The sequence below is a fragment of the Enterobacter sp. QK-SA4 genome (assembly GCF_056856775.1).
Genome location: NZ_JBXFXH010000007.1, coordinates 604,299 through 628,383 on the forward strand (window position 1 = coordinate 604,299; position 24,085 = coordinate 628,383).

A 24,085-nucleotide genomic window follows, 5' to 3' on the forward strand; every position below is an offset into this window, starting at 1 on the left:
TCCCTCAGAGCAGTTTAAAGAGATCCAAAGCAGTTTCTGTTGGAACGCCCTGAACGAAGCATTCCACACCAGCCGCTTTCAGGCCGTTGAACGCGTCAATATCGTTCGCGTCGACAGAGACCGTTTTGGCAATTTGTTGTTTGCCACTGGCGTAGTGCATATTTCCGACGTTGATACGGGTGATGGGTACGCCACCCTCAACCAGCTTCAGAAAATCGGCGGGTGATTTGCAGACCAGCAGGATTTTCTGGCGGTCAGCGGCGCGGTGAATGTTGTCGATGACCTTTTGCAGCGACCAGAAGCGCACGGCGATCCCTTCCGCGAGCACCATTTCCATCAGGTTCTGTTGAACCGGATCCTCAGCGACCTCGTCGTTAGCGACCAGCACCAGGTTTGCCCCCGCAAACCCCACCCACTGCACGCCCACCTGACCGTGGATCAGGCGTTCGTCGATGCGGCATAAGACAATGTTTGGCATAGCGTTTTCCTCTTTTTTAATTATGCGTCTTGAGTCGTTACGCCTTCGCAGGCGGCGTGGTACTGCTGGAGTATGTCCTGAATGTGGTCGATGATGAGTTCCCGTGGCGTTGACTTGAGAGCGCCCTCGCGAACTTTGCTGTACTGCAGCGGCAGGTACTGGCTGATCAGCGGCAGGGGAACAGGCTCGTCTGCCAGGTTACGCACCAGCCGTGCAAAGGCGTCGTCAATTTGGCTGTCAGGCCAGTAGTAGCGCACGCGGTCAGAGTAGCTGTAGCCGCGCGCCAGGCGACGCGCGTTGCCGTCACCGTGGTAATGGCTTTGCCAGTATTCCGGGCGGTCGAGCATGACGTTTTCCAGCACGTGACGCAGGCCGGAGCTGGCTTTTGCCGGCAGCAGCTCCTCTTCAATGGCGGCCAGCGAGAACAGCGCCTCGCGCAGGGCGAAGGTCAGGGCGGGGCCAACTTTCAGAATGGCAAAGTGATCGTTAACCAGCTGGCGCAGCGCCTGCGGCGTCTGGTAGTCGGTGGAGTGCGCTTCAAACACCAGCGTATCGTAGGCTTCAACCATTTTGCTCAGGGCCACGGCTTTCTGCGGCTGATAGTCGCAGACGTGCGCGTGGTCGAACTCCACGCCAGGCTGGACCACCAGGCCAATAATGCGCGGCCAGATGTCGCTTAAGCCTTCCTTTTCGAACGCGTGGCGGTGCGCTTCAAGCGTGGCGCGGGCCGCGTCCGGCGTGGTGACGGCAAGTTCGGTGACCGTCTCGTGCGCGCCACCGGGAACCGGCACTTCCGTGCCGATAACGTAGACCAGATCGGATTCACCAAACTGCTCGCGACAGGTCGCTTCGGCAATCTTCGCCAGGCGTGCGGCGCGTCCGGCGACGATCGCGTCGGTCAGGGGAACCGGGTCGTCCTCGCAGGACATGCTGCAGTCGAGGTGGATCTTTTTGAATCCGGCGGAAACATAGCTTTTGATCAGATCGTCGGCATTTGCCATCGCCTGTTCCGCAGGGAGATTTTGCCAGCGGTTAGGGCCCAGATGATCGCCGCCGAGGATCAGCTGTGACGTCGGAAAACCGAGCGACTCGGCCAGCCGGCAGACAAACGCGTGAAAATCCGCAGGCGTCATGCCGGTATAGCCGCCAAATTGATCCACCTGGTTGGAGGTCGCCTCGATCAGCAGCGGCGTCTGATGCGAATGCGCGTAACGAATTGCAGCTTCAAGTACCAGCGGATGTGCGGAGCAGACGGCATAGATCCCGTTCGAATTCCCTCGTTTATGTTGTTCCACCATTTCTGTCAGATGTTTCACTTTCCTCTCCATTTCGGATGGCAATGATACTTGTCTTTCGTTTTGTTTCATTTAATCCTGCATCATGGTGATATAAAAATAAAACGAAAGATAATAGTTTTCCGATCTGTTTCACAAAAGAAACATAATGAAAGGTTTCAGCGCAGTGTTGGCTTGCGTCTGTACGTAAGGCGGGACTTGCATTCCCGAAAAAGAAAGGCCTTAATAGGCAAAACGAAATGAAACGAAAGACTATTTATTAAGGAGCTCGTATGAGCAGCACCGATTCATCCGCGGAAAAGCGCATCACCGGCACCAGTGAAAGGCGAGAGCAGATCATTCAGCGGTTGCGGGCGCAGGGAAGCGTGCAGGTTAACGATCTGTCTCATCTGTACGGCGTATCGACGGTGACGATCCGCAACGACCTGGCGTTTCTGGAGAAGCAGGGTATTGCCGTTCGCGCCTACGGCGGGGCTTTGATTTGCGAAGGCAATGTACCGGGCGCTGAGCCTTCCGTGGAGGATAAAAGCTCGCTGAATACGGCGGTGAAGCGCAGTATCGCGCAGGCCGCTGCCGCGCTGGTTAAACCCGGGCACCGTATTATTCTGGACTCCGGCACCACGACGTATGAAATCGCCCGCATGCTGCGCCAGCACACGGACGTGATTGCGATGACCAACGGGATGAACGTGGCGAATGCGTTGCTGGAAGCGGAAGGGGTGGAATTGCTGATGACCGGCGGGCACCTGCGCCGTCAGTCGCAATCCTTCTACGGTGACCAGGCAGAACAGTCGCTACAGAATTACCATTTTGACCTGCTGTTCCTCGGCGTTGACGCCATCGATCTCGACCGCGGCGTAAGTACGCATAACGAAGACGAAGCCCGCCTTAACCGCAAAATGTGCGAGGTGGCGGAGCGTATTATCGTTGTCACGGACTCCAGCAAATTTAACCGCTCAAGTCTGCATAAAATCATTGATACGCAAAGGATTGATATGATTATTGTCGATGAAGGCATTCCGGCGGAGAGCCTGGACGGGCTGCGAAAAAGCGGGATTGAGGTGGTGCTGGTTTAAGGGGGCTTTCCCCTCACCCTAACCCTCTCCCCATAGGGGAGAGGGGACCGTTCGGTGCGGTTGGGAATATGAATCACGTCACTGGTGCCGGGTTGAACACCGCCAGCTGATTATGTAATCCCCATTGATCCGAGAAGGTTTTCTTCCGCCCGCTGGCGACATCCAGAATGAAGTGGAACAGCTTCCAGCCCACGTCCTCAATGCTCTCTTCCCCGGTGGCGATGGTGCCCGCGTTGATATCCATTAAGTCATACCAGCGGTTTGCCAGCTCGGTGCGGGTCGCCATCTTGATCACCGGTACCGCCATCAGGCCGTACGGCGTGCCGCGCCCGGTGGTAAAGACCTGCACCGTAATGCCGGATGCCACCTGCTGCGTGCCGCAGACGAAATCGCTGGCCGGCGTTGCCGCGTAGATCAGGCCGCGTTTCGTCGGGCGCTGGCCCGGAGAGAGAACTTCCACAATCGCGCTCTGGCCGGATTTGGCAATCGACCCGAGGGCTTTTTCCACTACGTTGGCCAGGCCGCCTTTTTTGTTCCCCGGTGAGGGATTTGCGCTGCGGTCGGTTTTGCCCATATCGAGATAGCTATCGTACCAGGCCATTTCCTCGAGCAGGCGCTTGCCGACCTCTTCATTAACGGCGCGTGGCGTGAGCAGATGGATGGCGTCACGCACTTCGGTCACCTCGGAGAACATCACCGTGGCGCCGCAGCGCACAAGCAGATCGGACGCATAGCCCACCGCCGGGTTGGCCGTCACGCCGGAGAAGGCATCGCTGCCGCCGCACTGTGTTCCCACTACCAAATCAGACGCCGGGCAGGTTTCGCGCTGGCGCTTGTTGAGCTTGTCCAGATGGCGTTCAGCCACCTGCAGGATATCGTCGACCATTGAGCGGAAACCCACGTGGCGTTCATCCTGCAGGCGCACGATGCTGGCCTCGTCTGCCGGAATGGCTTTCACATCTTCGGTGCCCTGCAGCAGGCGCTCTGGCTGCAATTTTTCACACCCCAGACCGATGACCATCACCTCGCCGCCAAAGTTCGGGTTGAGGGCAATATTGTGGATGGTACGGATAGGCACTACGGCAGCGGGGGCGTTAATCGCCACGCCGCAGCCGTAGAGGTGGTTCAGGCCAACCACGCCGTCGACGTTCGGGTATTTCGGCAGCAGATCGCGTTCGATGATTTTCACCACGTAATCCACTACGCCCGCCACGCAGTGCACGCTGGTGGTAATGCCGAGCAGATTCTTGGTGCCGACGCTGCCGTCCGCGTTGCGGTAGCCTTCGAAGGTATAGCCCTCCAGCGGAGGAAGCGGTTCCGGTACGCGAGTCGCCAGCGGAAGCGTGTTTAGCGGCGGCGCTTCCGGCAGCGCCACCAGCGACTCCTCAACCCAGCTCCCCTGTGGTATAGAGCGAACGGCATAGCCGATGACTTCACCGTAACGTACGATTTCGCTGTTAGCAGGGATATCCACCAGGGCGACTTTATGTCCCTGCGGAATATGCTCAATCAGTTCCAGCCCGTCCGGGAAGCGGGTGCCCGCTTTTAAGCCATTGTCGTTGACAATAATCGCCACATTATCGGTGTCGTGGACTTTTATATAAAACGCCGTCGGCGATGCCTGTCGAATTTCAATGTCGGCCATTGTTCAGTATTCTCCAGCAAAGTGTCTGATAATAAATTCAGCCAATTTTCAAATGGTAGAAATAAATACGCGGCTTTCAGAAATAAAGCATGTCAGCATAGGGGATATGAAAATGTGATCTCGATCGCTCCAGAACCAGTAATGCCTGATTCTGTGCATTAGCGCCCAGCGCCTTGTGCATATGCAAAAAAATTTATCGAAGTATAACGCAATAATTGAGCATTAAAACAATGTGCGGTTGTGGATTGCGTCTTATACTGAATGACGATTTTATAACGCCAAAATACGTCAGAATAATAAATATAATGCTGGTGCGGTGTCTGAATAAATAAAATGATGCTGATATAGGCTGCGAATTAAAAAGGTAAATACGATGAATAACGATATCTTCCCGAATAAATTTAAAGCGGCCCTCGCGGCACACCAGATTCAGATTGGCTGCTGGTCCGCGCTGGCAAACCCTATCAGCACCGAAGTGCTGGGCCTGGCCGGTTTTGACTGGCTGGTGCTGGACGGCGAACATGCGCCGAACGATATCAGCACCTTTATTCCGCAGCTGATGGCGCTGAAAGGCAGCCCCAGCGCCCCGGTAGTGCGCGTGCCCACCAACGAGCCGGTGATTATCAAGCGCCTGCTGGATATCGGTTTCTACAACTTCCTGATCCCGTTTGTGGAGACGGAAGAACAAGCGGCCCTGGCCGTAGCCTCAACGCGCTATCCGCCAGAAGGGATCCGCGGCGTTTCCGTTTCGCATCGCGCCAATATGTTTGGCACCGTGCCGGACTATTTCGCGCAGTCTAATAGCAACATCACCATTCTGGTTCAGATCGAGAGCCAGCAGGGCGTTGATAACGTCGACGCGATTGCCGCCACAAACGGCGTGGACGGGATCTTCGTCGGCCCAAGCGATCTGGCTGCCGCCTTTGGTCATCTGGGTAACGCCGGCCACCCTGACGTGCAGCGCGCGATCCAGCACATCTTTGCCCGCGCCAAAGCTCACGGCAAACCGTGCGGCATTCTGGCGCCGGTTGAGGCTGATGCCCGTCGCTATCTGGAGTGGGGAGCCACGTTTGTAGCCGTCGGCAGCGACCTCGGCGTATTCCGCTCGGCCACGCAGAAATTAGCCGACGCTTTTAAAAAATAACCATCATTGAGGAAACAGATTATGACGCTGAAAGTGGGTTTTATTGGCCTGGGCATTATGGGTAAACCAATGAGTAAGAACCTCATCAAAGCGGGTTACTCGCTGGTGGTATCCGATCACAATCCGCAGGCCGTGGCAGAGGTGATAGCGGCTGGCGCTGAAACGGCCACCACCGCGAAGGCCATTGCCGAGCAGTGCGATGTCATCATCACCATGCTGCCAAACTCACCGCATGTTAAAGAAGTTGCGCTGGGTGAGAACGGCATTATCGACGGTGCGAAGCCGGGCCTGGTGCTGATCGATATGAGCTCTATCGCACCGCTCGCGAGCCGTGAAATCAGCGAGGCATTAAAAGCGAAGGGCGTCGATATGCTGGATGCGCCGGTCAGCGGCGGTGAGCCGAAAGCGATCGACGGCACGCTGTCGGTGATGGTCGGCGGCGATAAAGCCATTTTCGATAGATACTACGACCTGATGAAAGCCATGGCGGGCTCCGTGGTGCATACCGGGGACATCGGGGCGGGTAATGTGACCAAGCTGGCAAACCAGGTGATTGTAGCGCTGAACATTGCCGCCATGTCCGAAGCGCTGACGCTGGCAACCAAAGCGGGCGTCAACCCGGATCTGGTCTATCAGGCCATTCGCGGTGGTCTGGCGGGCAGTACCGTGCTGGATGCCAAAGCGCCGATGGTCATGGATCGTAATTTCAAACCCGGTTTCCGCATCGACCTGCATATCAAAGATCTGGCGAACGCGCTGGATACGTCACACGGCGTGGGCGCACAGCTGCCGCTGACCGCGGCGGTCATGGAGATGATGCAGGCGCTGCGTGCCGATGGCCTGGGCACGGCCGATCACAGCGCGATTGCGTGCTACTACGAAAAACTGGCGAAGGTGGAAGTGGCGCGTTAATCACGCCTTGCCTACACCTTAGGGTGACAGCGGCGCGCAAACCCTCTATACTGCGCGACGAAGCTGACCAGACAGTCGCCGCTTCGTCGTCGTCCCTTTCGGGGGAGACGGGCGGAGGGGAGGAAAGTCCGGGCTCCATAGGGCAGGGTGCCAGGTAACGCCTGGGGGGGAAACCCACGACCAGTGCAACAGAGAGCAAACCGCCGATGGCCCGCGCAAGCGGGATCAGGTAAGGGTGAAAGGGTGCGGTAAGAGCGCACCGCGCGGCTGGTAACAGTCCGTGGCACGGTAAACTCCACCCGGAGCAAGGCCAAATAGGGGTTCACATGGTACGGCCCGTACTGAACCCGGGTAGGCTGCTTGAGCCAGTGAGCGATTGCTGGCCTAGATGAATGACTGTCCACGACAGAACCCGGCTTATCGGTCAGCTTCAACTTCTTAAAAAACCCCGCTTCGGCGGGGTTTTTGCTTTCCTGGTGATGCTGGATGGATAAGCGCAGCGTCGGACAAACGACATCAATTCTCATATTTGCGACATTAAGCACATTTCACTGCTTTTATACCTTTCGTATCGATCCTGTACCTGTATACGATCGCCATCACAAAATTTCGCGCTAAAAAACACACGATTTTTAGTATTGATAATTTGTTATGTTTGTTACTTTTATGATCGCGAATCTTTTCTCGTTTGATATGCATATATTGAAATCAAATACATTTCTCCCGTGAATATGTGACGAATTCCACTCTTTTCCGCAGACCTGAAAATTTGCATCGGAAAAATTTAATAAATTGAAAGAATGTTTCAAACAAATAGCGGTTATTTATTGGCCTTTAATTGCCTGAAAGATCGTCTTTATTGATTTTTTTAATGCTGAGAAATTTATCAAGGTTATCGCCATAAAATAAATTTATTACTACTGCTTTTATTGATCGATATCAGCGTAATGGTGTGGTTGTATTTATTCATGTTATTGATAATAAATGTTTTTTTGGTTTTCGTTGATCCTGTGAAGCGTGCGGAAAAGCAAATTGTGAGTGACAGCACATACCCCCTTAAACACTATTAGGTAGAATCCGCTCCGTCATAGGGAAATAAGCGCAGAATATTATGAACACTATTATTCTACCGAAAACACAGCACCTCGTGGTATTTCAGGAAGTCATTAAGAGTGGCTCCATAGGTTCTGCAGCAAGACAGCTTGGCCTGACGCAACCCGCCGTCAGCAAAATCATCAGCGATATTGAGTCCTACTTCGGCGTGGAAGTGATGGTGCGTAAAAACACCGGCGTAAAACTCACTGCCGCGGGCCAGGTCCTGCTCTCGTACTCAGAGTCGATCACCCGCGAAATGAAAAACATGGTGAGTGAGATTAACAGCCTGAGTTTCAGCACCGTCATGGACGTCTCCTTTGGCTACCCGTCGCTGATCGGCTTTACCTTCCTGTCCGAGATGATCAAAAAATTCAAGGAAGTGTTCCCGAAAGCACGCGTCTCGATGTATGAAGCCCAGCTCTCATCTTTCCTTCCGGCCATTCGCGACGGTCGTCTGGATTTCGCTATCGGCACGCTAAGCGATGAAATGCTGCTGCAGGATCTGCACGTCGAACCGCTGTTTGAGTCCGAGTTTGTGCTGGTCGCCAGCAAAACGCGAACGTGCACCGGCCCGACGACACTGGCATCGCTCACGCACGAGCAGTGGGTGATGCCGCAAACCGATATGGGCTACTACAAAGAACTTCTGACTACTCTGCAAGACAACCACATCAGCATCGAAAACATCGTCCAGACCGATTCCGTCGTCACCATTTATAACCTCGTGCTGAATGCCGATTATCTGACGGTCATTCCCCGCGACATGATTGCCCCGTTCGGTTCCGACCAGTTTATTGTGCTGCCCGTGGAAGATGAATTACCCGTGGCGCGTTATGCCGCCGTGTGGTCAAAAAATTACAGGATTAAAAAATCGGCATCAGTATTAGGGAAGGTGCGAACAAGTTCCTGATATGAGATCATCATATTCATCCGGAGCGCATCCCAGAGGGACATCATGAGCCATCAACTCACCTTCGCCGATAGTGAATTCAGCACTAAGCGCCGTCAGACCCGAAAAGAGATTTTCCTCTCCCGCATGGAGCAGATTCTGCCATGGCAGAATATGACCGCTGTCATCGAGCCGTTTTATCCCAAGGCGGGCAATGGCCGACGGCCCTATCCGCTGGAGACCATGCTGCGTATTCACTGCATGCAGCATTGGTACAACCTGAGCGACGGTGCCATGGAAGATGCCCTGTACGAAATCGCCTCCATGCGCCTGTTTGCCCGATTATCCCTGGATAGCGCCCTGCCGGATCGCACCACCATCATGAATTTCCGCCACCTGCTCGAGCAGCATCAACTGGCCCGTCAATTGTTCAAGACCATCAATCGCTGGCTGGCCGAAGCAGGCGTCATGATGACCCAAGGCACTTTGGTGGATGCCACCATCATTGAGGCACCCAGCTCTACCAAGAACAATGAGCAGCAACGCGATCCGGAGATGCATCAGACCAAGAAAGGCAATCAGTGGCACTTTGGCATGAAGGCCCACATTGGTGTCGATGCCAAGAGTGGCCTGACCCACAGCCTGGTCACCACCGCGGCCAACGAGCATGACCTCAATCAGCTGGGTAATCTGCTTCATGGAGAGGAGCAATTTGTCTCAGCCGATGCCGGCTACCAGGGAGCGCCACAGCGCGAGGAGCTGGCCGAGGTGGATGTGGACTGGCTGATCGCCGAGCGTCCCGGCAGGGTAAAAACCTTGAAGCAGCATCCGCGCAAGAACAAAACGGCCATCAACATCGAATACATGAAAGCCAGCATCCGTGCCAGGGTGGAGCACCCGTTTCGCATCATCAAGCGGCAGTTCGGCTTCGTGAAAGCCAGATACAAGGGGCTGCTGAAAAACGATAACCAACTGGCGATGTTATTCACCCTGGCCAACCTGTTTCGGGTGGACCAAATGATACGTCAGTGGGAGAGATCTCAGTAAAAACCGGAAATAACGCCAGAAATGGTGGAAAAAATAGCCTAAATAGGCTGATTCGATGTGTTTGCGGGAAAAAAATCGGCCCAGATCCGCGAAATTTTAATCAGCGAGTCAGCTTGGGAAGAAATGACCTGCTTATTCGCACCTTCCTTAGTTGAGCTGGCAAAACAGTATTCGTCGATGAATATCGAAAGACGACGATGAATAATAAGTGATTATTTTAAAAACACCCAGAGCTTATCTCTGTAACGCTCTGATACCCTGACTTTGCCTGAAAAGAATGAATTATTATAACGAGGATATTATGCATATTACCTACGATCTCCCGGTAACGATTGAAGATATTCAGGACGCCAGAAAACGACTGGCAGGAAAAATATATAAAACCGGTATGCCGCGCTCGAATTATCTTAGCGAACGCTGCAAGGGCGAAATATTCCTGAAGTTTGAGAACATGCAGCGTACCGGCTCGTTTAAGATCCGCGGCGCGTTTAACAAATTAAGCTCGCTGACCGACGCTGAAAAACGCAAAGGCGTTGTCGCCTGCTCCGCAGGGAACCACGCGCAGGGTGTGTCCCTCTCCTGCGCGATGCTCGGCATCGACGGCAAAGTGGTGATGCCGATGGGCGCGCCGAAGTCTAAAGTGGCCGCGACGCGCGACTACTCGGCGGAAGTTGTGCTGCACGGCGAGAACTTCAACGACACCATTGCCAAAGTCAGCGAAATCGTCGAGATGGAAGGGCGTATTTTTATTCCGCCATACGATGATGCCAAAGTGATCGCCGGGCAGGGCACCATCGGTCTGGAAATTCTCGAAGATTTATACGACGTGGATAACGTTATTGTGCCTATCGGCGGCGGCGGTTTAATTGCCGGGATTGCGACGGCAATTAAATCCATCAACCCCACCATTAATATCATCGGCGTGCAGTCAGAAAATGTTCACGGCATGGCGGCATCGTATCAGGCCGGAGAAATAATGAGCCATCGCGTTACCGGCACGCTGGCCGATGGCTGTGATGTTTCTCGTCCCGGTAATTTACCGTTCGAAATTGTTCGCGAGCTGGTTGATGACATTGTGCTGGTCAGCGAAGACAACATTCGCGACAGCATGATCGCGCTTATTCAGCGTAATAAAGTGGTGACGGAAGGTGCCGGCGCGCTGGCCTGTGCCGCGTTATTAAGCGGCAAGCTCGATCGCTATATTCAGGGTCGTAAAACCGTCTGCATTATTTCCGGCGGCAATATCGATCTCTCCCGTGTTTCCCAAATTACCGGCTTCGTTGACGCATAAAGGTGACCTATGAGCAACACAGAAAGCATTATCGTTGGCCAGACAAAAACGTCCTCCTGGCGTAAGTCTGATACCACCTGGACGCTTGGCCTGTTTGGTACCGCCATTGGCGCAGGCGTGCTGTTCTTCCCCATTCGCGCAGGTTTTGGTGGATTGATCCCTATCCTGCTGATGCTGGTTCTCGCGTTCCCGATTGCGTTTTACTGCCACCGCGCGCTGGCGCGTTTGTGCCTCTCCGGCAGCAACGTCTCGGGCAACATCACCGAAACGGTGGAAGAGCACTTTGGAAAAACCGGCGGGGTGGTGATCACCTTCCTCTACTTCTTCGCTATTTGCCCGCTGCTGTGGATTTACGGCGTCACCATTACCAACACCTTTATGACCTTCTGGGAAAACCAGCTCCAGCTACCTGCGCTGAACCGCGGCGTGGTGGCGCTGTTCCTGCTGCTGCTGATGGCCTTTGTTATCTGGTTTGGTAAAGACCTGATGGTGAAGGTCATGAGCTTCCTGGTGTTCCCGTTTATCGCCAGCCTGGTGCTGATTTCCCTGTCGCTGATCCCTTACTGGAACTCGGCGGTGATTGACCAGGTCAACCTGAGCGATATCGCCTTCACCGGTCATGACGGCATTCTGGTCACGGTGTGGCTGGGTATCTCCATCATGGTCTTCTCCTTCAACTTCTCGCCTATCGTCTCCTCGTTTGTGGTCTCCAAGCGCGAAGAGTACGAGCCGGAGTTCGGTAAAGAATTCACCGAGCAGAAATGTTCCAAAATCATCGGTCGCGCCAGCCTGCTGATGGTGGCCGTGGTGATGTTCTTCGCCTTTAGCTGCCTGTTTACGCTCTCTCCGCAGAACATGGCGGACGCTAAGGCGCAGAACATTCCGGTGCTCTCTTACCTGGCGAACCACTTTGCGTCAATGTCAGGAACCAAATCGACGTTCGCGACGGTACTGGAATACGGTGCCTCCATCATCGCGCTGGTCGCTATCTTCAAATCCTTCTTCGGTCATTACCTGGGCACGCTGGAAGGGCTGAACGGCCTGATCCTCAAGTTCGGCTACAAGGGCGATAAGAAGAAAGTCTCCGTTGGCAAGCTGAACACCATCAGCATGGTGTTCATCATGGGCTCCACCTGGGTTGTGGCCTACGCCAACCCGAACATTCTGGACCTTATTGAAGCCATGGGCGCACCAATCATCGCCTCTCTGCTGTGCCTGCTGCCGATGTATGCCATCCGCAAAGCACCGGCGCTGGCGAAGTACAAAGGGCGTACCGAGAACATTTTCGTTACCGCGGTCGGGCTGCTGACCATTCTGAATATCGTTTACAAACTGTTCTAACCCATTGCTCAGGAAGAGCGGAGTCACATGATGATTGAGTTTCCGGTTGTACTGGTAATTAACTGCGGATCGTCCTCTGTTAAGTTTTCGGTGCTCGACGCCAGCAGCTGCGATGCCCTGATGATGGGCATTGCAGATGGGATCAACACCGAGAAGGCCTTTATTTCCGTGAACGGGGGTGAGCCAGCCAGACTGGCTCACCAGGACTACGAAGGGGCGCTGGCTGCCATCGCCCTGGAGCTGGAGAAGCGTAACCTGATGAGCAGCGTGGCCTTAATTGGCCACCGCATTGCGCACGGGGGAAATCTCTTCAGCGAGTCGACCCTGATCACGGAAGAGGCGATCGCGCAGATCCGACAGGTTTCCCCGCTGGCGCCACTGCATAACTACGCCAACCTGAGCGGCGTGGAAGCCGCAGAGCGGCTGTTCCCGGGCGTGCAGCAGGTGGCGGTATTTGATACCAGCTTCCACCAGACGCTGCCGCCGCAGGCGTATCTGTACGGATTGCCGTACCGCTATTTTGAAGAGCTGGGCGTGCGCCGCTACGGCTTCCACGGCACCTCTCACCGCTACGTGGCCGCGCAGGCGCATACGCTTCTCGGGCTGTCCCCCGATGACAGCGGCCTGGTGATTGCCCATCTCGGCAACGGAGCCTCCATCTGCGCGGTGCGCAACGGCGAAAGCGTCGACACCTCGATGGGGATGACGCCGCTGGAAGGGCTGGTAATGGGGACGCGCTGCGGCGATGTGGACTTCGGCGCGATGGCGTGGATTGCCCAGCAGACCGGCCAGTCGTTCGAGGATCTGGAGCGCGTGGTCAATAAAGAGTCCGGGCTGCTGGGGATCTCCGGCATCTCCTCCGATTTACGTGCGCTGGAGAAAGCCTGGCACGAAGGCAACGAGCGTGCGCAGCTAGCTATCCATACCTTCGTTCACCGCATTGCGCGGCATATCGCCGGGCACGCGGCGTCGCTGCACCGCCTGGATGGGGTGGTCTTTACCGGCGGTATTGGCGAAAACTCGAAGCTTGTCCGCGCGCTGGTGGCGGAACATCTGAAAGTCTTCGGCATCATCCTCGACGACGACAAAAATGCCCTGCCGGGGAGCGCGGGAGAGCGCGTGATCTCCACCGAATCGTCCCGCGTGGCCTGCGCGGTTATCCCTACCAACGAAGAAAAAATGATCGCGCTGGACGCCCTCCGTCTTGGAAAGGTTACCCCGGCCGCGGCTTACGCCTGATAAAGCGAGAAACACATGAAAGTAACAATCGATACGGGCGTCGCGCCCTACAGCGACGCATGGGCCGGGTTTCGCGGTGAAGAATGGAAAAACGCCGTCAACGTCCGCGATTTTATTCAGCATAACTACACCCCTTATGAAGGCGATGAAGCTTTCCTCGCGCAGGCGACGCCAGCAACGACGGCGCTGTGGCAGAAGGTAATGGTCGGCATTCGCCAGGAGAATGCCACCCACGCCCCGGTGGATTTTGACACCAACATTGCCACCACCATTACGGCCCACGGGCCGGGCTATATCGACCAGGATCTGGAGACGATCGTCGGCCTGCAAACCGATAAGCCGCTCAAGCGCGCGCTGCATCCTTATGGCGGGATCAACATGATCCGCAGCTCGTTCGAAGCCTATGGCCGGGAGATGGATCCGCAGTTCGAATACCTGTTTACCGACCTGCGCAAAACCCACAACCAGGGAGTGTTTGACGTCTACTCCCCGGAGATGATGCGCTGCCGTAAATCCGGCGTGCTGACCGGTCTGCCGGACGGCTACGGGCGCGGCCGCATCATCGGTGACTATCGCCGCGTGGCGCTGTACGGGATCGCTTATCTGGTGCGCGAGCGCGAGCTTCAGTTTGCCGATCTGCAGGGCAGGCTGGAGCGCGGCGAAGATCTGGAGGCGACGATCCGCCTGCGTGAAGAGCTGGCGGAGCACAGGCGCGCGCTGCTGCAGATCCAGCAGATGGCGGCGAACTACGGCTTTGATATCTCACGTCCGGCGATGAACGCCCAGGAAGCGGTGCAGTGGGTCTATTTTGCCTACCTTGCAGCGGTGAAATCCCAGAACGGCGGGGCGATGTCGCTGGGGCGCACGGCCTCGTTCCTCGATATCTACATTGAACGCGACATGCAGGCGGGGCGCCTGAATGAAGTCCAGGCGCAGGAGCTGATCGACCACTTCATCATGAAGATCCGCATGGTGCGCTTCCTGCGCACGCCGGAGTTCGACACGCTCTTCTCCGGCGATCCAATCTGGGCGACGGAAGTGATCGGCGGCATGGGGCTGGACGGGCGCACGCTGGTGACCAAAAACAGCTTCCGCTATCTGCATACCCTGCACACCATGGGGCCTGCGCCGGAGCCGAACCTGACGATCCTCTGGTCTGAACAACTGCCGATCGCGTTCAAGAAATACGCCGCTCAGGTGTCGATCGTCACCTCTTCGCTGCAGTATGAGAACGACGATTTGATGCGTGCGGACTTCAACAGCGACGACTACGCCATTGCCTGCTGCGTCAGCCCGATGGTGATCGGCAAGCAGATGCAGTTCTTTGGCGCGCGCGCCAACCTCGCCAAAACGCTGCTGTACGCGATCAACGGCGGGGTGGACGAGAAGCTGAAGATCCAGGTCGGCCCGAAAACCGAGCCGCTGCTGGACGACGTGCTGGATTACGACACCGTGATGGCGAGCCTCGATCACTTTATGGACTGGCTGGCGGTGCAGTACATCAGCGCCCTGAACCTCATTCACTACATGCATGATAAGTACAGCTACGAAGCCTCGCTGATGGCGCTGCATGACCGCGACGTCTATCGCACCATGGCCTGCGGCATTGCCGGGCTGTCGGTGGCCGCGGATTCCCTGTCGGCCATTAAATACGCCACGGTGAAGCCGGTGCGCGACCATACCGGACTGGCGGTCGATTTTGTGATTGAAGGGGACTATCCGCAGTACGGCAACAACGACGACCGCGTGGACAGCATCGCCTGCGACCTGGTGGAGCGCTTTATGAAGAAAATTCAGGCGCTGCCAACCTACCGCAACGCGGTGCCAACCCAGTCGATCCTGACCATCACCTCCAACGTGGTATACGGCCAGAAGACCGGGAACACGCCGGACGGACGCCGCGGCGGCACGCCGTTTGCGCCAGGTGCGAATCCGATGCACGGCCGCGACAGAAAAGGGGCGGTAGCCTCGCTAACGTCGGTGGCCAAGCTGCCGTTCACCTATGCGAAAGACGGGATCTCCTACACCTTCTCCATCGTGCCGCAGGCGCTGGGCAAGGACGAGCTGGTGCGCAAAACCAACCTGGTGGGGCTGCTGGACGGGTACTTCCATCACGAAGCGTCCATTGAGGGCGGGCAGCATCTGAACGTCAACGTCATGAACCGGGAAATGCTCCTCGATGCCATTGCGCATCCCGAGAATTACCCGAACCTGACGATCCGCGTTTCAGGCTATGCGGTGCGTTTTAATGCGCTGACGCGCGAGCAGCAGCAGGATGTGATTTCGAGGACGTTTACGCAATCAATCTGACGACATTCAGGTCTCATGCCCCCTCAACCCTGGGGGCATTTTTTTGCCCGCTAAACATACAAAATTGTTTATATAATTACTCACACATATTCATCCGCTCTTGAAAAACAATACGCCTGCTTTTCCCTATCACAGCATGTAAGGACAGTAAGATGATGAAAATGACCCGTATTGCGCTGGTCGCCGCCTCGCTGGCAGTGTGCAGTTTTACGGTACAGGCCGCGAACGTTGAGGCTGCCCCGTCTCCCTCGCAGGATCCGCTGGTACAGCACCTGAAGCTCAGCAATGAGCAGGTTAAAAAGATTGAAGATCTGCATAAGCAGCTGGAACAAAATGTCAGCAAGATCCCGATGACGGGAGTGAAGGACGGCGCGCTGATCGACATGTTCCAGGCGGGTAAATGGGACGAAAGCACGGTGAAAAGCCAGCTTGCTGCCTTTAGCAAAATTGAAGAGCAGACCCGCTATTACCGCGTGAAATATTACTTCGACGTCAGCCAGGTGTTGACGCCGGAACAGCGTAAGCAGATTAGAACCGATATGGCTAACGCGCTGGCAGAGTGATTTCGTACGTTGCATACGGCGCCGGATGATTCTGCCGTGGCTCGATCGGTTCCCTCTCCCATTGGGAGAGGGTTAGGGTGGGGGCATTCTTTAAACCGGCAAATCAATCAGCAGCGCGCGAAGCGGCGTATCCGCCACCAGGGTGATATTCGCTTCATCACGAATAAACGCCCCGTCGCCGCAGGTGAGCGCTTCTTTCTCTTCCGTGTGCGTCACCGCATGTACCGTACCGTGAATAGACTGTAAATAGGCGCGCGGACCATGAAGCTGGAAGCTCGCCTGTTCACCTTTCTTCAGTTCGATATGGTGCAGCCACACCTGCTGGCGCAGCTGCAGGCTACCTTTACTGCCGTCCGGCGATGCAATCAGCTGCTGCTTATCGCCCGTTAAATCTAACTTCTGCACCAGCGGATTTTCCCGCTCGGGGCAGGCGTCCAGCCACAGCTGCATACGGGTCAGCGTTTTATCTTTGCTGAGGTTATGCTCGCTGTAGCTGATGCCCGGCTGCGTGGAAATTAACAACGCTTCGCCAGCCTTTGCCTGGACATGATTGCCCTCGCTATCGCGGTATTCTGCCTCGCCTTCCAGGATCAGGTTCAGGATATCGACTTTCGGGTACGTACGCGGCTGGAAGGAGGCGCCAGGGGCGAGCACTTCCTGATTCAACACGCGCAGTGAAGCGTAACCGAGGAGTTTAGGGTCAAAGTAGTGTCCAAAGGAAAAGGTGTAGCGGGCCTGCAGCCAACCGAAATCGGCTTGTCCGCACTGTTTAGCTGTTCTTGTCGTAATCATAAACTTGACCTCTCTTTACACTAAAACAATGGTAAAGGTATGGACGCTGCATTGTTAGCCAGATATTCTGCCCGGTATGTTCAAATTTCCTGAATGAGAACGAGATGGCTAAAGAGAGAGCATTGACGCTTGAGGCGCTTCGCGTCATGGACGCGATTGACCGGCGCGGCAGTTTTGCGGCGGCGGCAGATGAGCTGGGGCGCGTTCCGTCTGCGCTAAGCTACACCATGCAGAAGCTGGAGGAAGAGCTGGACGTGGTGCTGTTTGACCGCTCCGGTCATCGAACAAAATTCACCAACGTGGGGCGAATGCTGCTGGAGCGCGGCCGCGTGCTGCTGGAAGCGGCGGACAAGCTCACGACGGACGCCGAAGCGCTGGCGCGCGGCTGGGAAACCCATCTGACGTTAGTTACCGAAGCGCTGGTGCCGACTGAAGCGCTGTTCCCGCTGGTGGACCGCCTGGCGGCGAAGGCCAATACGCAGCTGTCAATCATCACCGAGGTGCTGGCAGGCGCGTGGGAACGTCTGGAGACGGGCAGGGCGGATATTGTGATTGCGCCGGACATGCACTTCCGTTCCTCATCGGAAATCAACTCGCGCAAGCTCTACAGCGTGATGAACGTCTATGTTGCCGCACCCAATCACCCGATTCACCAGGAGCCGGAGCCGCTCTCTGAAGTGACGCGCGTGAAGTATCGCGGCGTGGCGGTAGCGGATACCGCGCGCGAGCGTCCGGTGCTGACGGTGCAGCTGCTGGATAAGCAGCCACGTCTGACGGTGACCTCACTGGAGGACAAACGGCAGGCGCTATTGGCGGGTCTGGGCGTGGCGACGATGCCGTACCCGTTTGTGGAGAAAGATATTGCGGAAGGGCGACTGCGCGTTGTCAGCCCGGAATACACCAGCGAAGTGGATATCATTATGGCGTGGCGCCGCGACAGCATGGGCGAAGCCAAATCCTGGTGTCTACGCGAAATTCCGAAGCTTTTTGCCCACCACAATAAATAAGGATATAGGCCCGGATCGCTGTGCGCCACCGGGCCATTATTTATGCGTCGAGCTTCGGATCCGGACCAAAGCGGTTCTCGCCCGGCGTGCCGCTCTGGCAGTTGAAAATCAAAATCACGATCCAGCCAACAAGCGGGATCAGCAGCAGCAGTAACCACCACGCTGAACGATCGGTGTCGTGCAGCCGACGGAACAGTACCGCCCACGATGGTAGCAGGACTAACAGGCCATAAATGGTGGTCAGTACGCCTTCACCGCCAGCCCGCTCCCAGCCAAGAATTTTATCCACGATGCCCAGCACCATAATCAGGACGAAGTTCACCAGAACGAACATCCAGTACTCTTTGCGGCGGGCACGGCCACCAAATCCAATGTAGTTACGCAGTACTTTTAAATACCAGTCCATTTTTCCTTGCCTCATTAGTCAGTCAATCACTTGTTTTCTAAGCGATCGAGGTAAGGATAGATGGAGATTGTGAATTAAAAAAGGGCATCCATTGATGCCCTTAATATTTATCCAAAACGCACGTCGCGCCCATGCGGTTCTTCCAGGTTCTGCCACGGGCCGATGGAGATAATACCCGTCGGGTTGATGGTCTTGTGGCTGCGGAAATAGTGGGTGCGAATATGGTCGAAGTCGACCGTGTCGGCAATACCCGGCATCTGGTAGATGTCGCGCAGAAAACCATGCAGGTTCAGGTAGTCGCTGATGCGGTGCTTGTCGCACTTAAAGTGGGTGACATAGACCGGATCGAAGCGAACCAGCGTGGTCCACAGGCGAATGTCCGCTTCCGTCAGGCGATCGCCCGTCAGGTAGCGATGCTGGCCCAGGATCTGCTCCAGACGCTCAAGTGATTCAAACACCTTTCCGACCGCTTCGTCATACGCTTCCTGGCTGGTGGCGAAACCGGCCTTGTAGACACCGTTGTTGACGTTGTCGTAAATCCAGCTGTTCAGCTCGTCAATTTTCTCACGCAGCTCAGCCGGATAGTAATCTCCGGCACGGGCGCCGTGCGCGTCAAAGGCGGTATTGAACATGCGGATGATTTCCGCAGACTCATTGCTGACAATCGTCTGGTTTTTCTTGTCCCACAGCACCGGCACGGTAACGCGCCCGGTGTAGTGAGGATCGGCGCGCAGATAGAGCTGGTAAAGGAAATCGTGTTGGTAAAGATCGTCGCCGGTCGCCGCGGGGAAATCACTGTCAAACGTCCAGCCGTTTTCCAGCATCAGCGGGTTCACGACCGAAACCGGGATTAAGGATTCGAGACCCTTAAGCTTGCGCACAATCAGCGTGCGGTGTGCCCACGGGCAGGCAAGCGAAACATAAAGATGATAGCGGTCTTTCTCAGCCGCGAAGCCGCCTTCGCCGCTCGGGCCGGGCGCGCCGTCGGCGGTCAGCCAGTTACGGAAGGCCGAAACTGAGCGCTTGAAGCGACCTCCGGTGGATTTGGTGTCATACCAGACATCCTGCCATACGCCGTCTACGAGTTGTCCCATTTTTTCTCCTCCGTCAGATAGCAAAAGCGAGGAGATGTCTCCTCGCTTTGTGTTTATTCAGTATAGCGTGCTTACCATTTCTTATTCAGAACGCGGTCGATGCTGTATGCACCCGGGCCGGTGACGGCCAGCAGCAGGAAGCCACCCGCGATGGTCAGGTTTTTCATGAACATCAGAGAGTTCACGCCTTCCGCAAAGTTGCTGTGGAAGATGAACGCTGTCAGCACGGTGAAGCCTGCGGTAAACAGCGCGGTGGTACGGGTCAGGAAGCCGAACAGTACCGCCAGGCCGCCGCCGAACTCAAGAAGAATGGTCAGCGGCAGCAGGAACCCCGGAACGCCCATGGCTTCCATATACTGCTGGGTGCCCGCATAACCGGTGATTTTTCCCCAACCTGCCACGATGAACAGAATTGGCATCAGAATACGCGCTACCAGTACACCAACATCTTCTAATTTTTTCATTTTACTCTCCAGGAAACCACATGAGCGGCTGAACATTATTTGTCTGCAATTCCGGGTAGATACCGCGGCGTTGCTGTCGATGGAGAGGATAATAAACGGGGCGGGTGGTAATTGTTAGCAAGGAAAACTGTCAATCTTCTTCAAAGATATTGAGTAAGGGGACGTGCGCGCTGGTGCCTCACCCCAACCCTCTCCCACGGGGAGAGGGCGCAAAAACAAAAAACGGTAACCTGGGTTACCGTTTTGCTTTTATCACCGCAGCTGCTGCTGCCGCAAAGTGGCTTTCACCAGACGCCAGGCGCTCCAGGCGCCGAATCCACGACGTGCCCAGCGGATGAGCATATTTGGATGACGAACCGTCCAGATAGCCATCACGCTGCTTCCGACCAGCGCCCATGAGCGCAGGCTCAGGAAGGTGTTCCAGCCGCGGTCAAACCGTCGCGTCGCGTCAATCCAGTCGCGGCGGCTGGCAGACAGATCCAGCCGTTGCTGCTGGATCTGACTTAACAGGTAAGCTTTTCGCTTCTGACGTTCCGCTTTATCGCTCACGGCTTGTCATCCTCCAGCAGAGCGCGATCGTTTGCCAGCTCCTGGCGCGTATGGCGCAGGAAAGTGGACTTGCGCGCTTTACGCAGCGTCCAGATACCGCCTATCAACGCGGCGACCAGCAGAACGACGGTGGTGGCAATCATCGCGTTAAGACGATACTGCGGATCGATGGCCCAGATGATTAACACCATCAGGCTCATCAGACCAAATGCGGCGAAGAGCATGGTCAGCCCGAGCATCAGCAGCATCTGGAAGAGGTTCGCTTTCTCCTCTTCCAGCTCGACCACTGCCAGCCGGACGCGCGTTTCGGCAATCCCGACCAGCGTCGTTAAAATACGCTGGCCGATGCCGAGGACGTTGTTAGCAGGCCCTTGTGCGTGACGAGGATCTTCCATATCAACGACGCGTCAGAAGGACACCCAGTACCACACCCACTGCGGCACCAATCCCTACACCCGTCCATGGATTATCACGCACATATTCGTCCGCGCGGGCAGCCGCTTCGCGGGTCTGTTTCGCCAGCGCATCACCGGTTTCACCCAGGCGATAGCGGCTCTCTTTCAGCGCTTGCTCCGCCTTGCTGCGCAGCTTGCTGACCTCTTCTTTTGACTTGTCAGCAGAGGAGTTCAGCACCTCTTCAAGGGTATCGGCCAGGGATTTCAGTTCAGCGCGCAGATGTTCAGACGTCGTATCTTTTGACATGATTCTCTCTCCTGTTGAGATTTCCGTTAACTCAATAATCGCGAGCTTCCAGCGCTTTCAGGTCATCCTGCGCTTCTTTCAACTTCTTCTCGCGCTTGGCAATTTTTTCCGCATCTCCTTTCTCTTTCGCTTCCTGCAGGTCGCGACGGCGCTCGGCTATCTCGTCCTTCTGTTCAGCGATTTTCTTCTTGTGGTCGGCACGAAGCTTGCTGTCTGAACAGTTCGCTTTCACTTCGCTCAGCGCTTTTTTAAGACCATCAACACGGTGCTGATTGTTATGCTTTTCGGCATAACCGATCTCACGCTGAATATCCTGTTCTTTCTCCTGACAGAGAGAGTTTGCGAAGGATGCTGTGCTTAAAGAAAAAAGGGCCAGAGCCAGAGTCATGCGGAATTTCATTATCGAAACCTTCCATTGTGTTGCGGCGTTTGCCGCTATCCAAAGTTATGCGGAGTACATTGAGGGGTGCTCCGCGTACTTAAGCATAGTAAGTAAACGGGGGATTCACCAAAGTGAGTGAAAAGATTCGGAATCCTGGAAGTTATCCAAACCGATGCGACGTATCGCGAATCAATGACAGCCATGCTGCAGGTTGGCTGTCATCTTCCTGCTGGGCAATGATATACCCGTGCGGCAGCGTACGATCGAGAACCACTTTCGCGGCGGCACTTTGCGCACGGGAATCAAACTTGATCAGTAAAACGTCGTCCTGCGGGGTAATGCTCTTAAAGCGGATCCCGTTCGCGTCCAGATGATGCCAGACAGAAAAACCGTCAGGCACGCTGGCGCCCTGGTTTACCGGGCGGATGGCCAGCGTCGATTCCTGATGCGAAAGCGCGCTCCATGCCAGCAGCATGGCGCTGAGGACGATCAGCGTAATCACGGCAACGGCAAAACGGCGCAGGGCGAGCGGTGAGATAACCATCGTTAGCCTCTTGCTCCGTATTTCTTCTTCCACAGGACAACCAGTGAGCCAATCAGGCCGAAGACCAGCAGAACCACAGGAAGCAGCATCAGGCAGGACATCAGCTGGTCTTCATATTTCATAAAGACCGGCGTTTTACCCAGCGCATAGCCCAGCGTCGTCAGAATAAGCACCCATAGCAGGCCGCTCATCCAGTTAAAGAACTGGAAGCGCGCGCTGCTCAACCCCGACAGACCGGCAATGGTCGGCAGCAGGGTGCGAACAAAGGCGATAAAGCGGCCAATCAGCAGCGCGGAAAGCCCGTGCTTATGGAAAAGATGGTGCGCCCGCTGGTGATAATGAGCAGGCAGATGCGAGAGCCAGTTCTGGACGATCCGGGTATTGCCCAGCCATCTTCCCTGGATATAGCTCACCCAGCAGCCGAGGCTGGCCGCCACGGTCAGTAATAAAATGGTGTGTGGAAACGCCATCGCCCCTTTGGCACACAGCACGCCGACAAGCACCAGCAAACTGTCACCGGGCAGGAAGGCAGCAGGCAGCAAACCGTTCTCAAGGAACAGGATCATAAACAAGACGAAATAGAGCATGCCAATCATGGAAGGGTTGGCCAGCGTTTCAAAATCCTGCGCCCAGAGGGCATGCAGCAGTTGGGTCAAAAGTTCCATTCAGTGTTCCTGGAAATCGGTTAACGTCACGCCTGTTATCCGGGACAAACAGCACGGCGACGTTGTTGTGATTTCATTATGGTCGCTCGCGGACACATTGCGGTGTGGCCAACACTGTTCCCTGTTAATTGGCTGGTTAGCAAGCACTAACTTACAAAATAAGGAATTGAATCCAATTGTAACAAAGCCCAACGTTCTGCGTCACAGAATTTGCAGGGGTGAGTTGATTTTGGCGTAAGCCCAGGAAGTGAGCGAGGGGATTTACAAAGGCTGACACTATATATGTTTTGCTTACCCACTGAAGCCGGAAGGCGCAACGTAGCGCCTGCCAGCAGAAAGGTCATCTATTTTGCGGCACTGGAAGCCGTATCGAGATGAACAACCGGATTATCGGCAAAAAGATAGCGGTCAGCGTTAAATTCGAAGTCATCGCTGGTTTCGTTGAACAGCATCTGCTTGGTGTTTTCCAGGTGCTGCCACATCGCCAGCTTAGCGGCATGCGGATCTTTACGAATCAGCGCCTTAAGGATTTGGTCGTGATCGTCGCACCAGTTGTCAACGGTACGGGAATCGATATGGTCGTGCAGTTTTTTCCAGTACGGGTTGTGAACGCGCTGAGTCCACATTTTTTCTACGATAGCTGCCAGCGCCGTATTTTGGGTTGCCAGGGCGACCTGAACGTGGAACTGCAGATCCCACTCTGAATCGCGGAAACATTTTTCCTTACGGGCATTCTCCTGGATCTCCATCAGCTTCATGATGTCCTGCTTGGTCACCTGCGTCGCCGCAAACTCAGCAATATTGCTTTCGATCAGCTGGCGAGCCTGGAGCAGCTCGAAGGGGCCATAGCTGGCGAATTCCAGACTTTCGTCCGCGACGGGAGAGTGTTTCGGCAGATTAGAAATCACGTGAATGCCGGAGCCTTTACGTACCTCAACGTAGCCTTCCACTTCCAGCATGATAATTGCTTCACGCACCACGGTGCGGCTGACGCTTTTTTCATCCGCGATAAAGCGCTCGGCGGGAAGTTTATCACCGACAAGATAGACCCCTTGCTCGATGCGATCTTTCAGCTCCGCGGCAAGTTGTTGATATAAACGACGTGGTTCGGTGATTTCCATATGCGCTCCAGGCAGGGTACGGCAGATGATTTGT

At 55.4% G+C, this 24,085-nt stretch carries 25 protein-coding genes and 1 other RNA gene; 12 read left to right on the forward strand and 14 right to left on the reverse strand.

Annotated features, from left to right (window positions below; genetic code table 11):
• Positions 1-4: 4 nt before the first annotated feature.
• Together agaV and kbaZ are read right to left on the reverse strand one after the other, a co-directional pair.
• Entirely contained in the window at positions 5-478 is a 474-nt protein-coding gene (gene agaV, locus AC1VYI_RS04465; RefSeq protein WP_023309307.1) for a PTS N-acetylgalactosamine transporter subunit IIB, read from the reverse strand.
• A gap of 20 nt (positions 479-498) precedes the next feature.
• The gene (gene kbaZ / locus AC1VYI_RS04470; RefSeq protein ID WP_226484355.1) at positions 499-1,794 is read right to left on the reverse strand and encodes a tagatose-bisphosphate aldolase subunit KbaZ; all 1,296 of its coding nucleotides are present in this window, start codon (positions 1,792-1,794) and stop codon (positions 499-501) included.
• A gap of 251 nt (positions 1,795-2,045) precedes the next feature.
• Here kbaZ and AC1VYI_RS04475 point away from each other — a divergent pair, with 251 nt between their 5' ends.
• The gene (locus tag AC1VYI_RS04475; protein WP_045355424.1) at positions 2,046-2,849 is read left to right on the forward strand and encodes a DeoR family transcriptional regulator; all 804 of its coding nucleotides are present in this window, start codon (positions 2,046-2,048) and stop codon (positions 2,847-2,849) included.
• Between the two features lie 73 nt (positions 2,850-2,922).
• Here AC1VYI_RS04475 and garD read toward each other — a convergent pair whose 3' ends face one another.
• A complete protein-coding gene (gene garD, locus AC1VYI_RS04480; RefSeq protein WP_045888054.1) occupies positions 2,923-4,494 on the reverse strand; it encodes a galactarate dehydratase in 1,572 nt (523 codons plus the stop codon).
• Positions 4,495-4,867: 373 nt separating this feature from the next.
• Between garD and garL the strand changes: the two genes are divergently transcribed.
• The 10 genes from garL (at position 4,868) to AC1VYI_RS04530 (ending at position 16,325) form a co-directional block, all read left to right on the forward strand.
• On the forward strand, positions 4,868-5,638 hold the full coding sequence (gene garL / locus AC1VYI_RS04485) for a 2-dehydro-3-deoxyglucarate aldolase (protein ID WP_023309303.1): 771 nt from the start codon (positions 4,868-4,870) through the stop codon (positions 5,636-5,638).
• Positions 5,639-5,659: 21 nt separating this feature from the next.
• On the forward strand, positions 5,660-6,550 hold the full coding sequence (garR, locus tag AC1VYI_RS04490) for a 2-hydroxy-3-oxopropionate reductase (RefSeq protein WP_023309302.1): 891 nt from the start codon (positions 5,660-5,662) through the stop codon (positions 6,548-6,550).
• Between the two features lie 59 nt (positions 6,551-6,609).
• Positions 6,610-6,986, forward strand: an RNA gene (gene rnpB, locus AC1VYI_RS04495) — RNase P RNA component class A.
• 675 nt (positions 6,987-7,661) lie between these two features.
• The gene (gene tdcA / locus AC1VYI_RS04500; protein ID WP_148390712.1) at positions 7,662-8,555 is read left to right on the forward strand and encodes a transcriptional regulator TdcA; all 894 of its coding nucleotides are present in this window, start codon (positions 7,662-7,664) and stop codon (positions 8,553-8,555) included.
• Between the two features lie 45 nt (positions 8,556-8,600).
• Positions 8,601-9,581, forward strand: coding sequence for an IS5-like element ISKpn26 family transposase (locus AC1VYI_RS04505; RefSeq protein WP_016947617.1), 981 nt, complete (start codon positions 8,601-8,603; stop codon positions 9,579-9,581).
• Between the two features lie 301 nt (positions 9,582-9,882).
• Entirely contained in the window at positions 9,883-10,872 is a 990-nt protein-coding gene (gene tdcB / locus AC1VYI_RS04510; RefSeq protein ID WP_109845832.1) for a bifunctional threonine ammonia-lyase/L-serine ammonia-lyase TdcB, read from the forward strand.
• 9 nt (positions 10,873-10,881) lie between these two features.
• Positions 10,882-12,213, forward strand: coding sequence for a threonine/serine transporter TdcC (tdcC, locus tag AC1VYI_RS04515; RefSeq protein WP_023333551.1), 1,332 nt, complete (start codon positions 10,882-10,884; stop codon positions 12,211-12,213).
• Between the two features lie 30 nt (positions 12,214-12,243).
• Entirely contained in the window at positions 12,244-13,452 is a 1,209-nt protein-coding gene (tdcD, locus tag AC1VYI_RS04520; protein ID WP_134867421.1) for a propionate kinase, read from the forward strand.
• 15 nt (positions 13,453-13,467) lie between these two features.
• The gene (gene pflB, locus AC1VYI_RS04525) at positions 13,468-15,762 is read left to right on the forward strand and encodes a formate C-acetyltransferase (RefSeq protein WP_023309297.1); all 2,295 of its coding nucleotides are present in this window, start codon (positions 13,468-13,470) and stop codon (positions 15,760-15,762) included.
• Positions 15,763-15,914: 152 nt separating this feature from the next.
• A complete protein-coding gene (locus tag AC1VYI_RS04530) occupies positions 15,915-16,325 on the forward strand; it encodes a Spy/CpxP family protein refolding chaperone (RefSeq protein WP_023309296.1) in 411 nt (136 codons plus the stop codon).
• A 90-nt stretch (positions 16,326-16,415) separates the two neighbouring features.
• Here the strand turns inward: AC1VYI_RS04530 and AC1VYI_RS04535 are convergent, their stop codons facing one another.
• Positions 16,416-17,117, reverse strand: coding sequence for a pirin family protein (locus AC1VYI_RS04535; RefSeq protein ID WP_023309295.1), 702 nt, complete (start codon positions 17,115-17,117; stop codon positions 16,416-16,418).
• Positions 17,118-17,221: 104 nt separating this feature from the next.
• Between AC1VYI_RS04535 and yhaJ the strand changes: the two genes are divergently transcribed.
• Positions 17,222-18,124, forward strand: a complete 903-nt coding sequence (gene yhaJ, locus AC1VYI_RS04540) for a DNA-binding transcriptional regulator YhaJ (protein WP_008503135.1) — start codon at positions 17,222-17,224, stop codon at positions 18,122-18,124.
• A gap of 40 nt (positions 18,125-18,164) precedes the next feature.
• On the opposite strand, the gene AC1VYI_RS04545 is transcribed toward yhaJ, so the two are convergent.
• The 10 genes from AC1VYI_RS04545 to exuR all read right to left on the reverse strand — a co-directional run bounded on the left by AC1VYI_RS04545 (position 18,165) and on the right by exuR (position 24,051).
• Complete coding sequence (locus AC1VYI_RS04545) at positions 18,165-18,530, reverse strand: DUF805 domain-containing protein (RefSeq protein ID WP_023309294.1); 366 nt, start codon at positions 18,528-18,530, stop codon at positions 18,165-18,167.
• Positions 18,531-18,637: 107 nt separating this feature from the next.
• On the reverse strand, positions 18,638-19,624 hold the full coding sequence (locus AC1VYI_RS04550) for a glutathione S-transferase family protein (RefSeq protein ID WP_196350425.1): 987 nt from the start codon (positions 19,622-19,624) through the stop codon (positions 18,638-18,640).
• A 71-nt stretch (positions 19,625-19,695) separates the two neighbouring features.
• Complete coding sequence (locus AC1VYI_RS04555) at positions 19,696-20,088, reverse strand: DoxX family protein (RefSeq protein ID WP_023309292.1); 393 nt, start codon at positions 20,086-20,088, stop codon at positions 19,696-19,698.
• Positions 20,089-20,340: 252 nt separating this feature from the next.
• Positions 20,341-20,637 carry a YqjK-like family protein gene (locus tag AC1VYI_RS04560; RefSeq protein ID WP_014885330.1) on the reverse strand — a complete coding sequence of 99 codons (297 nt, stop codon included), beginning with the start codon at positions 20,635-20,637 and terminating at the stop codon, positions 20,341-20,343.
• Complete coding sequence (locus AC1VYI_RS04565; protein ID WP_014885329.1) at positions 20,634-21,032, reverse strand: phage holin family protein; 399 nt, start codon at positions 21,030-21,032, stop codon at positions 20,634-20,636. The genes AC1VYI_RS04560 and AC1VYI_RS04565 overlap by 4 nt, the downstream gene beginning before the upstream one ends.
• Before the next feature lies 1 nt (position 21,033).
• Complete coding sequence (locus tag AC1VYI_RS04570; RefSeq protein WP_008503141.1) at positions 21,034-21,339, reverse strand: ElaB/YgaM/YqjD family protein; 306 nt, start codon at positions 21,337-21,339, stop codon at positions 21,034-21,036.
• A gap of 31 nt (positions 21,340-21,370) precedes the next feature.
• Entirely contained in the window at positions 21,371-21,739 is a 369-nt protein-coding gene (locus AC1VYI_RS04575) for a DUF1090 domain-containing protein (protein ID WP_023309291.1), read from the reverse strand.
• Between the two features lie 142 nt (positions 21,740-21,881).
• Complete coding sequence (mzrA, locus tag AC1VYI_RS04580) at positions 21,882-22,265, reverse strand: EnvZ/OmpR regulon moderator MzrA (RefSeq protein WP_023309290.1); 384 nt, start codon at positions 22,263-22,265, stop codon at positions 21,882-21,884.
• A 2-nt stretch (positions 22,266-22,267) separates the two neighbouring features.
• Positions 22,268-22,930 carry a DedA family general envelope maintenance protein YqjA gene (yqjA, locus tag AC1VYI_RS04585; protein ID WP_023309289.1) on the reverse strand — a complete coding sequence of 221 codons (663 nt, stop codon included), beginning with the start codon at positions 22,928-22,930 and terminating at the stop codon, positions 22,268-22,270.
• A 344-nt stretch (positions 22,931-23,274) separates the two neighbouring features.
• Complete coding sequence (gene exuR, locus AC1VYI_RS04590) at positions 23,275-24,051, reverse strand: transcriptional regulator ExuR (protein WP_023309288.1); 777 nt, start codon at positions 24,049-24,051, stop codon at positions 23,275-23,277.
• Between the last annotated feature and the right edge of the window lie 34 nt (positions 24,052-24,085).

Bases quoted from the DNA above. Each gene is read 5' to 3' on its own strand.
- agaV (WP_023309307.1), bottom strand. From the start codon at position 478: ATGCCAAACATTGTCTTATGCCGCATCGACGAACGCCTGATCCACGGT.
- AC1VYI_RS04475 (WP_045355424.1), top strand. From the start codon at position 2,046: ATGAGCAGCACCGATTCATCCGCGGAAAAGCGCATCACCGGCACCAGT.
- garD (WP_045888054.1), bottom strand. From the start codon at position 4,494: ATGGCCGACATTGAAATTCGACAGGCATCGCCGACGGCGTTTTATATA.
- garL (WP_023309303.1), top strand. From the start codon at position 4,868: ATGAATAACGATATCTTCCCGAATAAATTTAAAGCGGCCCTCGCGGCA.
- garR (WP_023309302.1), top strand. From the start codon at position 5,660: ATGACGCTGAAAGTGGGTTTTATTGGCCTGGGCATTATGGGTAAACCA.
- tdcA (WP_148390712.1), top strand. From the start codon at position 7,662: ATGAACACTATTATTCTACCGAAAACACAGCACCTCGTGGTATTTCAG.
- AC1VYI_RS04505 (WP_016947617.1), top strand. From the start codon at position 8,601: ATGAGCCATCAACTCACCTTCGCCGATAGTGAATTCAGCACTAAGCGC.
- tdcB (WP_109845832.1), top strand. From the start codon at position 9,883: ATGCATATTACCTACGATCTCCCGGTAACGATTGAAGATATTCAGGAC.
- tdcC (WP_023333551.1), top strand. From the start codon at position 10,882: ATGAGCAACACAGAAAGCATTATCGTTGGCCAGACAAAAACGTCCTCC.
- tdcD (WP_134867421.1), top strand. From the start codon at position 12,244: ATGATTGAGTTTCCGGTTGTACTGGTAATTAACTGCGGATCGTCCTCT.
- pflB (WP_023309297.1), top strand. From the start codon at position 13,468: ATGAAAGTAACAATCGATACGGGCGTCGCGCCCTACAGCGACGCATGG.
- AC1VYI_RS04530 (WP_023309296.1), top strand. From the start codon at position 15,915: ATGATGAAAATGACCCGTATTGCGCTGGTCGCCGCCTCGCTGGCAGTG.
- AC1VYI_RS04535 (WP_023309295.1), bottom strand. From the start codon at position 17,117: ATGATTACGACAAGAACAGCTAAACAGTGCGGACAAGCCGATTTCGGT.
- yhaJ (WP_008503135.1), top strand. From the start codon at position 17,222: ATGGCTAAAGAGAGAGCATTGACGCTTGAGGCGCTTCGCGTCATGGAC.
- AC1VYI_RS04545 (WP_023309294.1), bottom strand. From the start codon at position 18,530: ATGGACTGGTATTTAAAAGTACTGCGTAACTACATTGGATTTGGTGGC.
- AC1VYI_RS04550 (WP_196350425.1), bottom strand. From the start codon at position 19,624: ATGGGACAACTCGTAGACGGCGTATGGCAGGATGTCTGGTATGACACC.
- AC1VYI_RS04555 (WP_023309292.1), bottom strand. From the start codon at position 20,088: ATGAAAAAATTAGAAGATGTTGGTGTACTGGTAGCGCGTATTCTGATG.
- AC1VYI_RS04565 (WP_014885329.1), bottom strand. From the start codon at position 21,032: ATGGAAGATCCTCGTCACGCACAAGGGCCTGCTAACAACGTCCTCGGC.
- AC1VYI_RS04570 (WP_008503141.1), bottom strand. From the start codon at position 21,339: ATGTCAAAAGATACGACGTCTGAACATCTGCGCGCTGAACTGAAATCC.
- AC1VYI_RS04575 (WP_023309291.1), bottom strand. From the start codon at position 21,739: ATGAAATTCCGCATGACTCTGGCTCTGGCCCTTTTTTCTTTAAGCACA.
- mzrA (WP_023309290.1), bottom strand. From the start codon at position 22,265: ATGGTTATCTCACCGCTCGCCCTGCGCCGTTTTGCCGTTGCCGTGATT.
- yqjA (WP_023309289.1), bottom strand. From the start codon at position 22,930: ATGGAACTTTTGACCCAACTGCTGCATGCCCTCTGGGCGCAGGATTTT.
- exuR (WP_023309288.1), bottom strand. From the start codon at position 24,051: ATGGAAATCACCGAACCACGTCGTTTATATCAACAACTTGCCGCGGAG.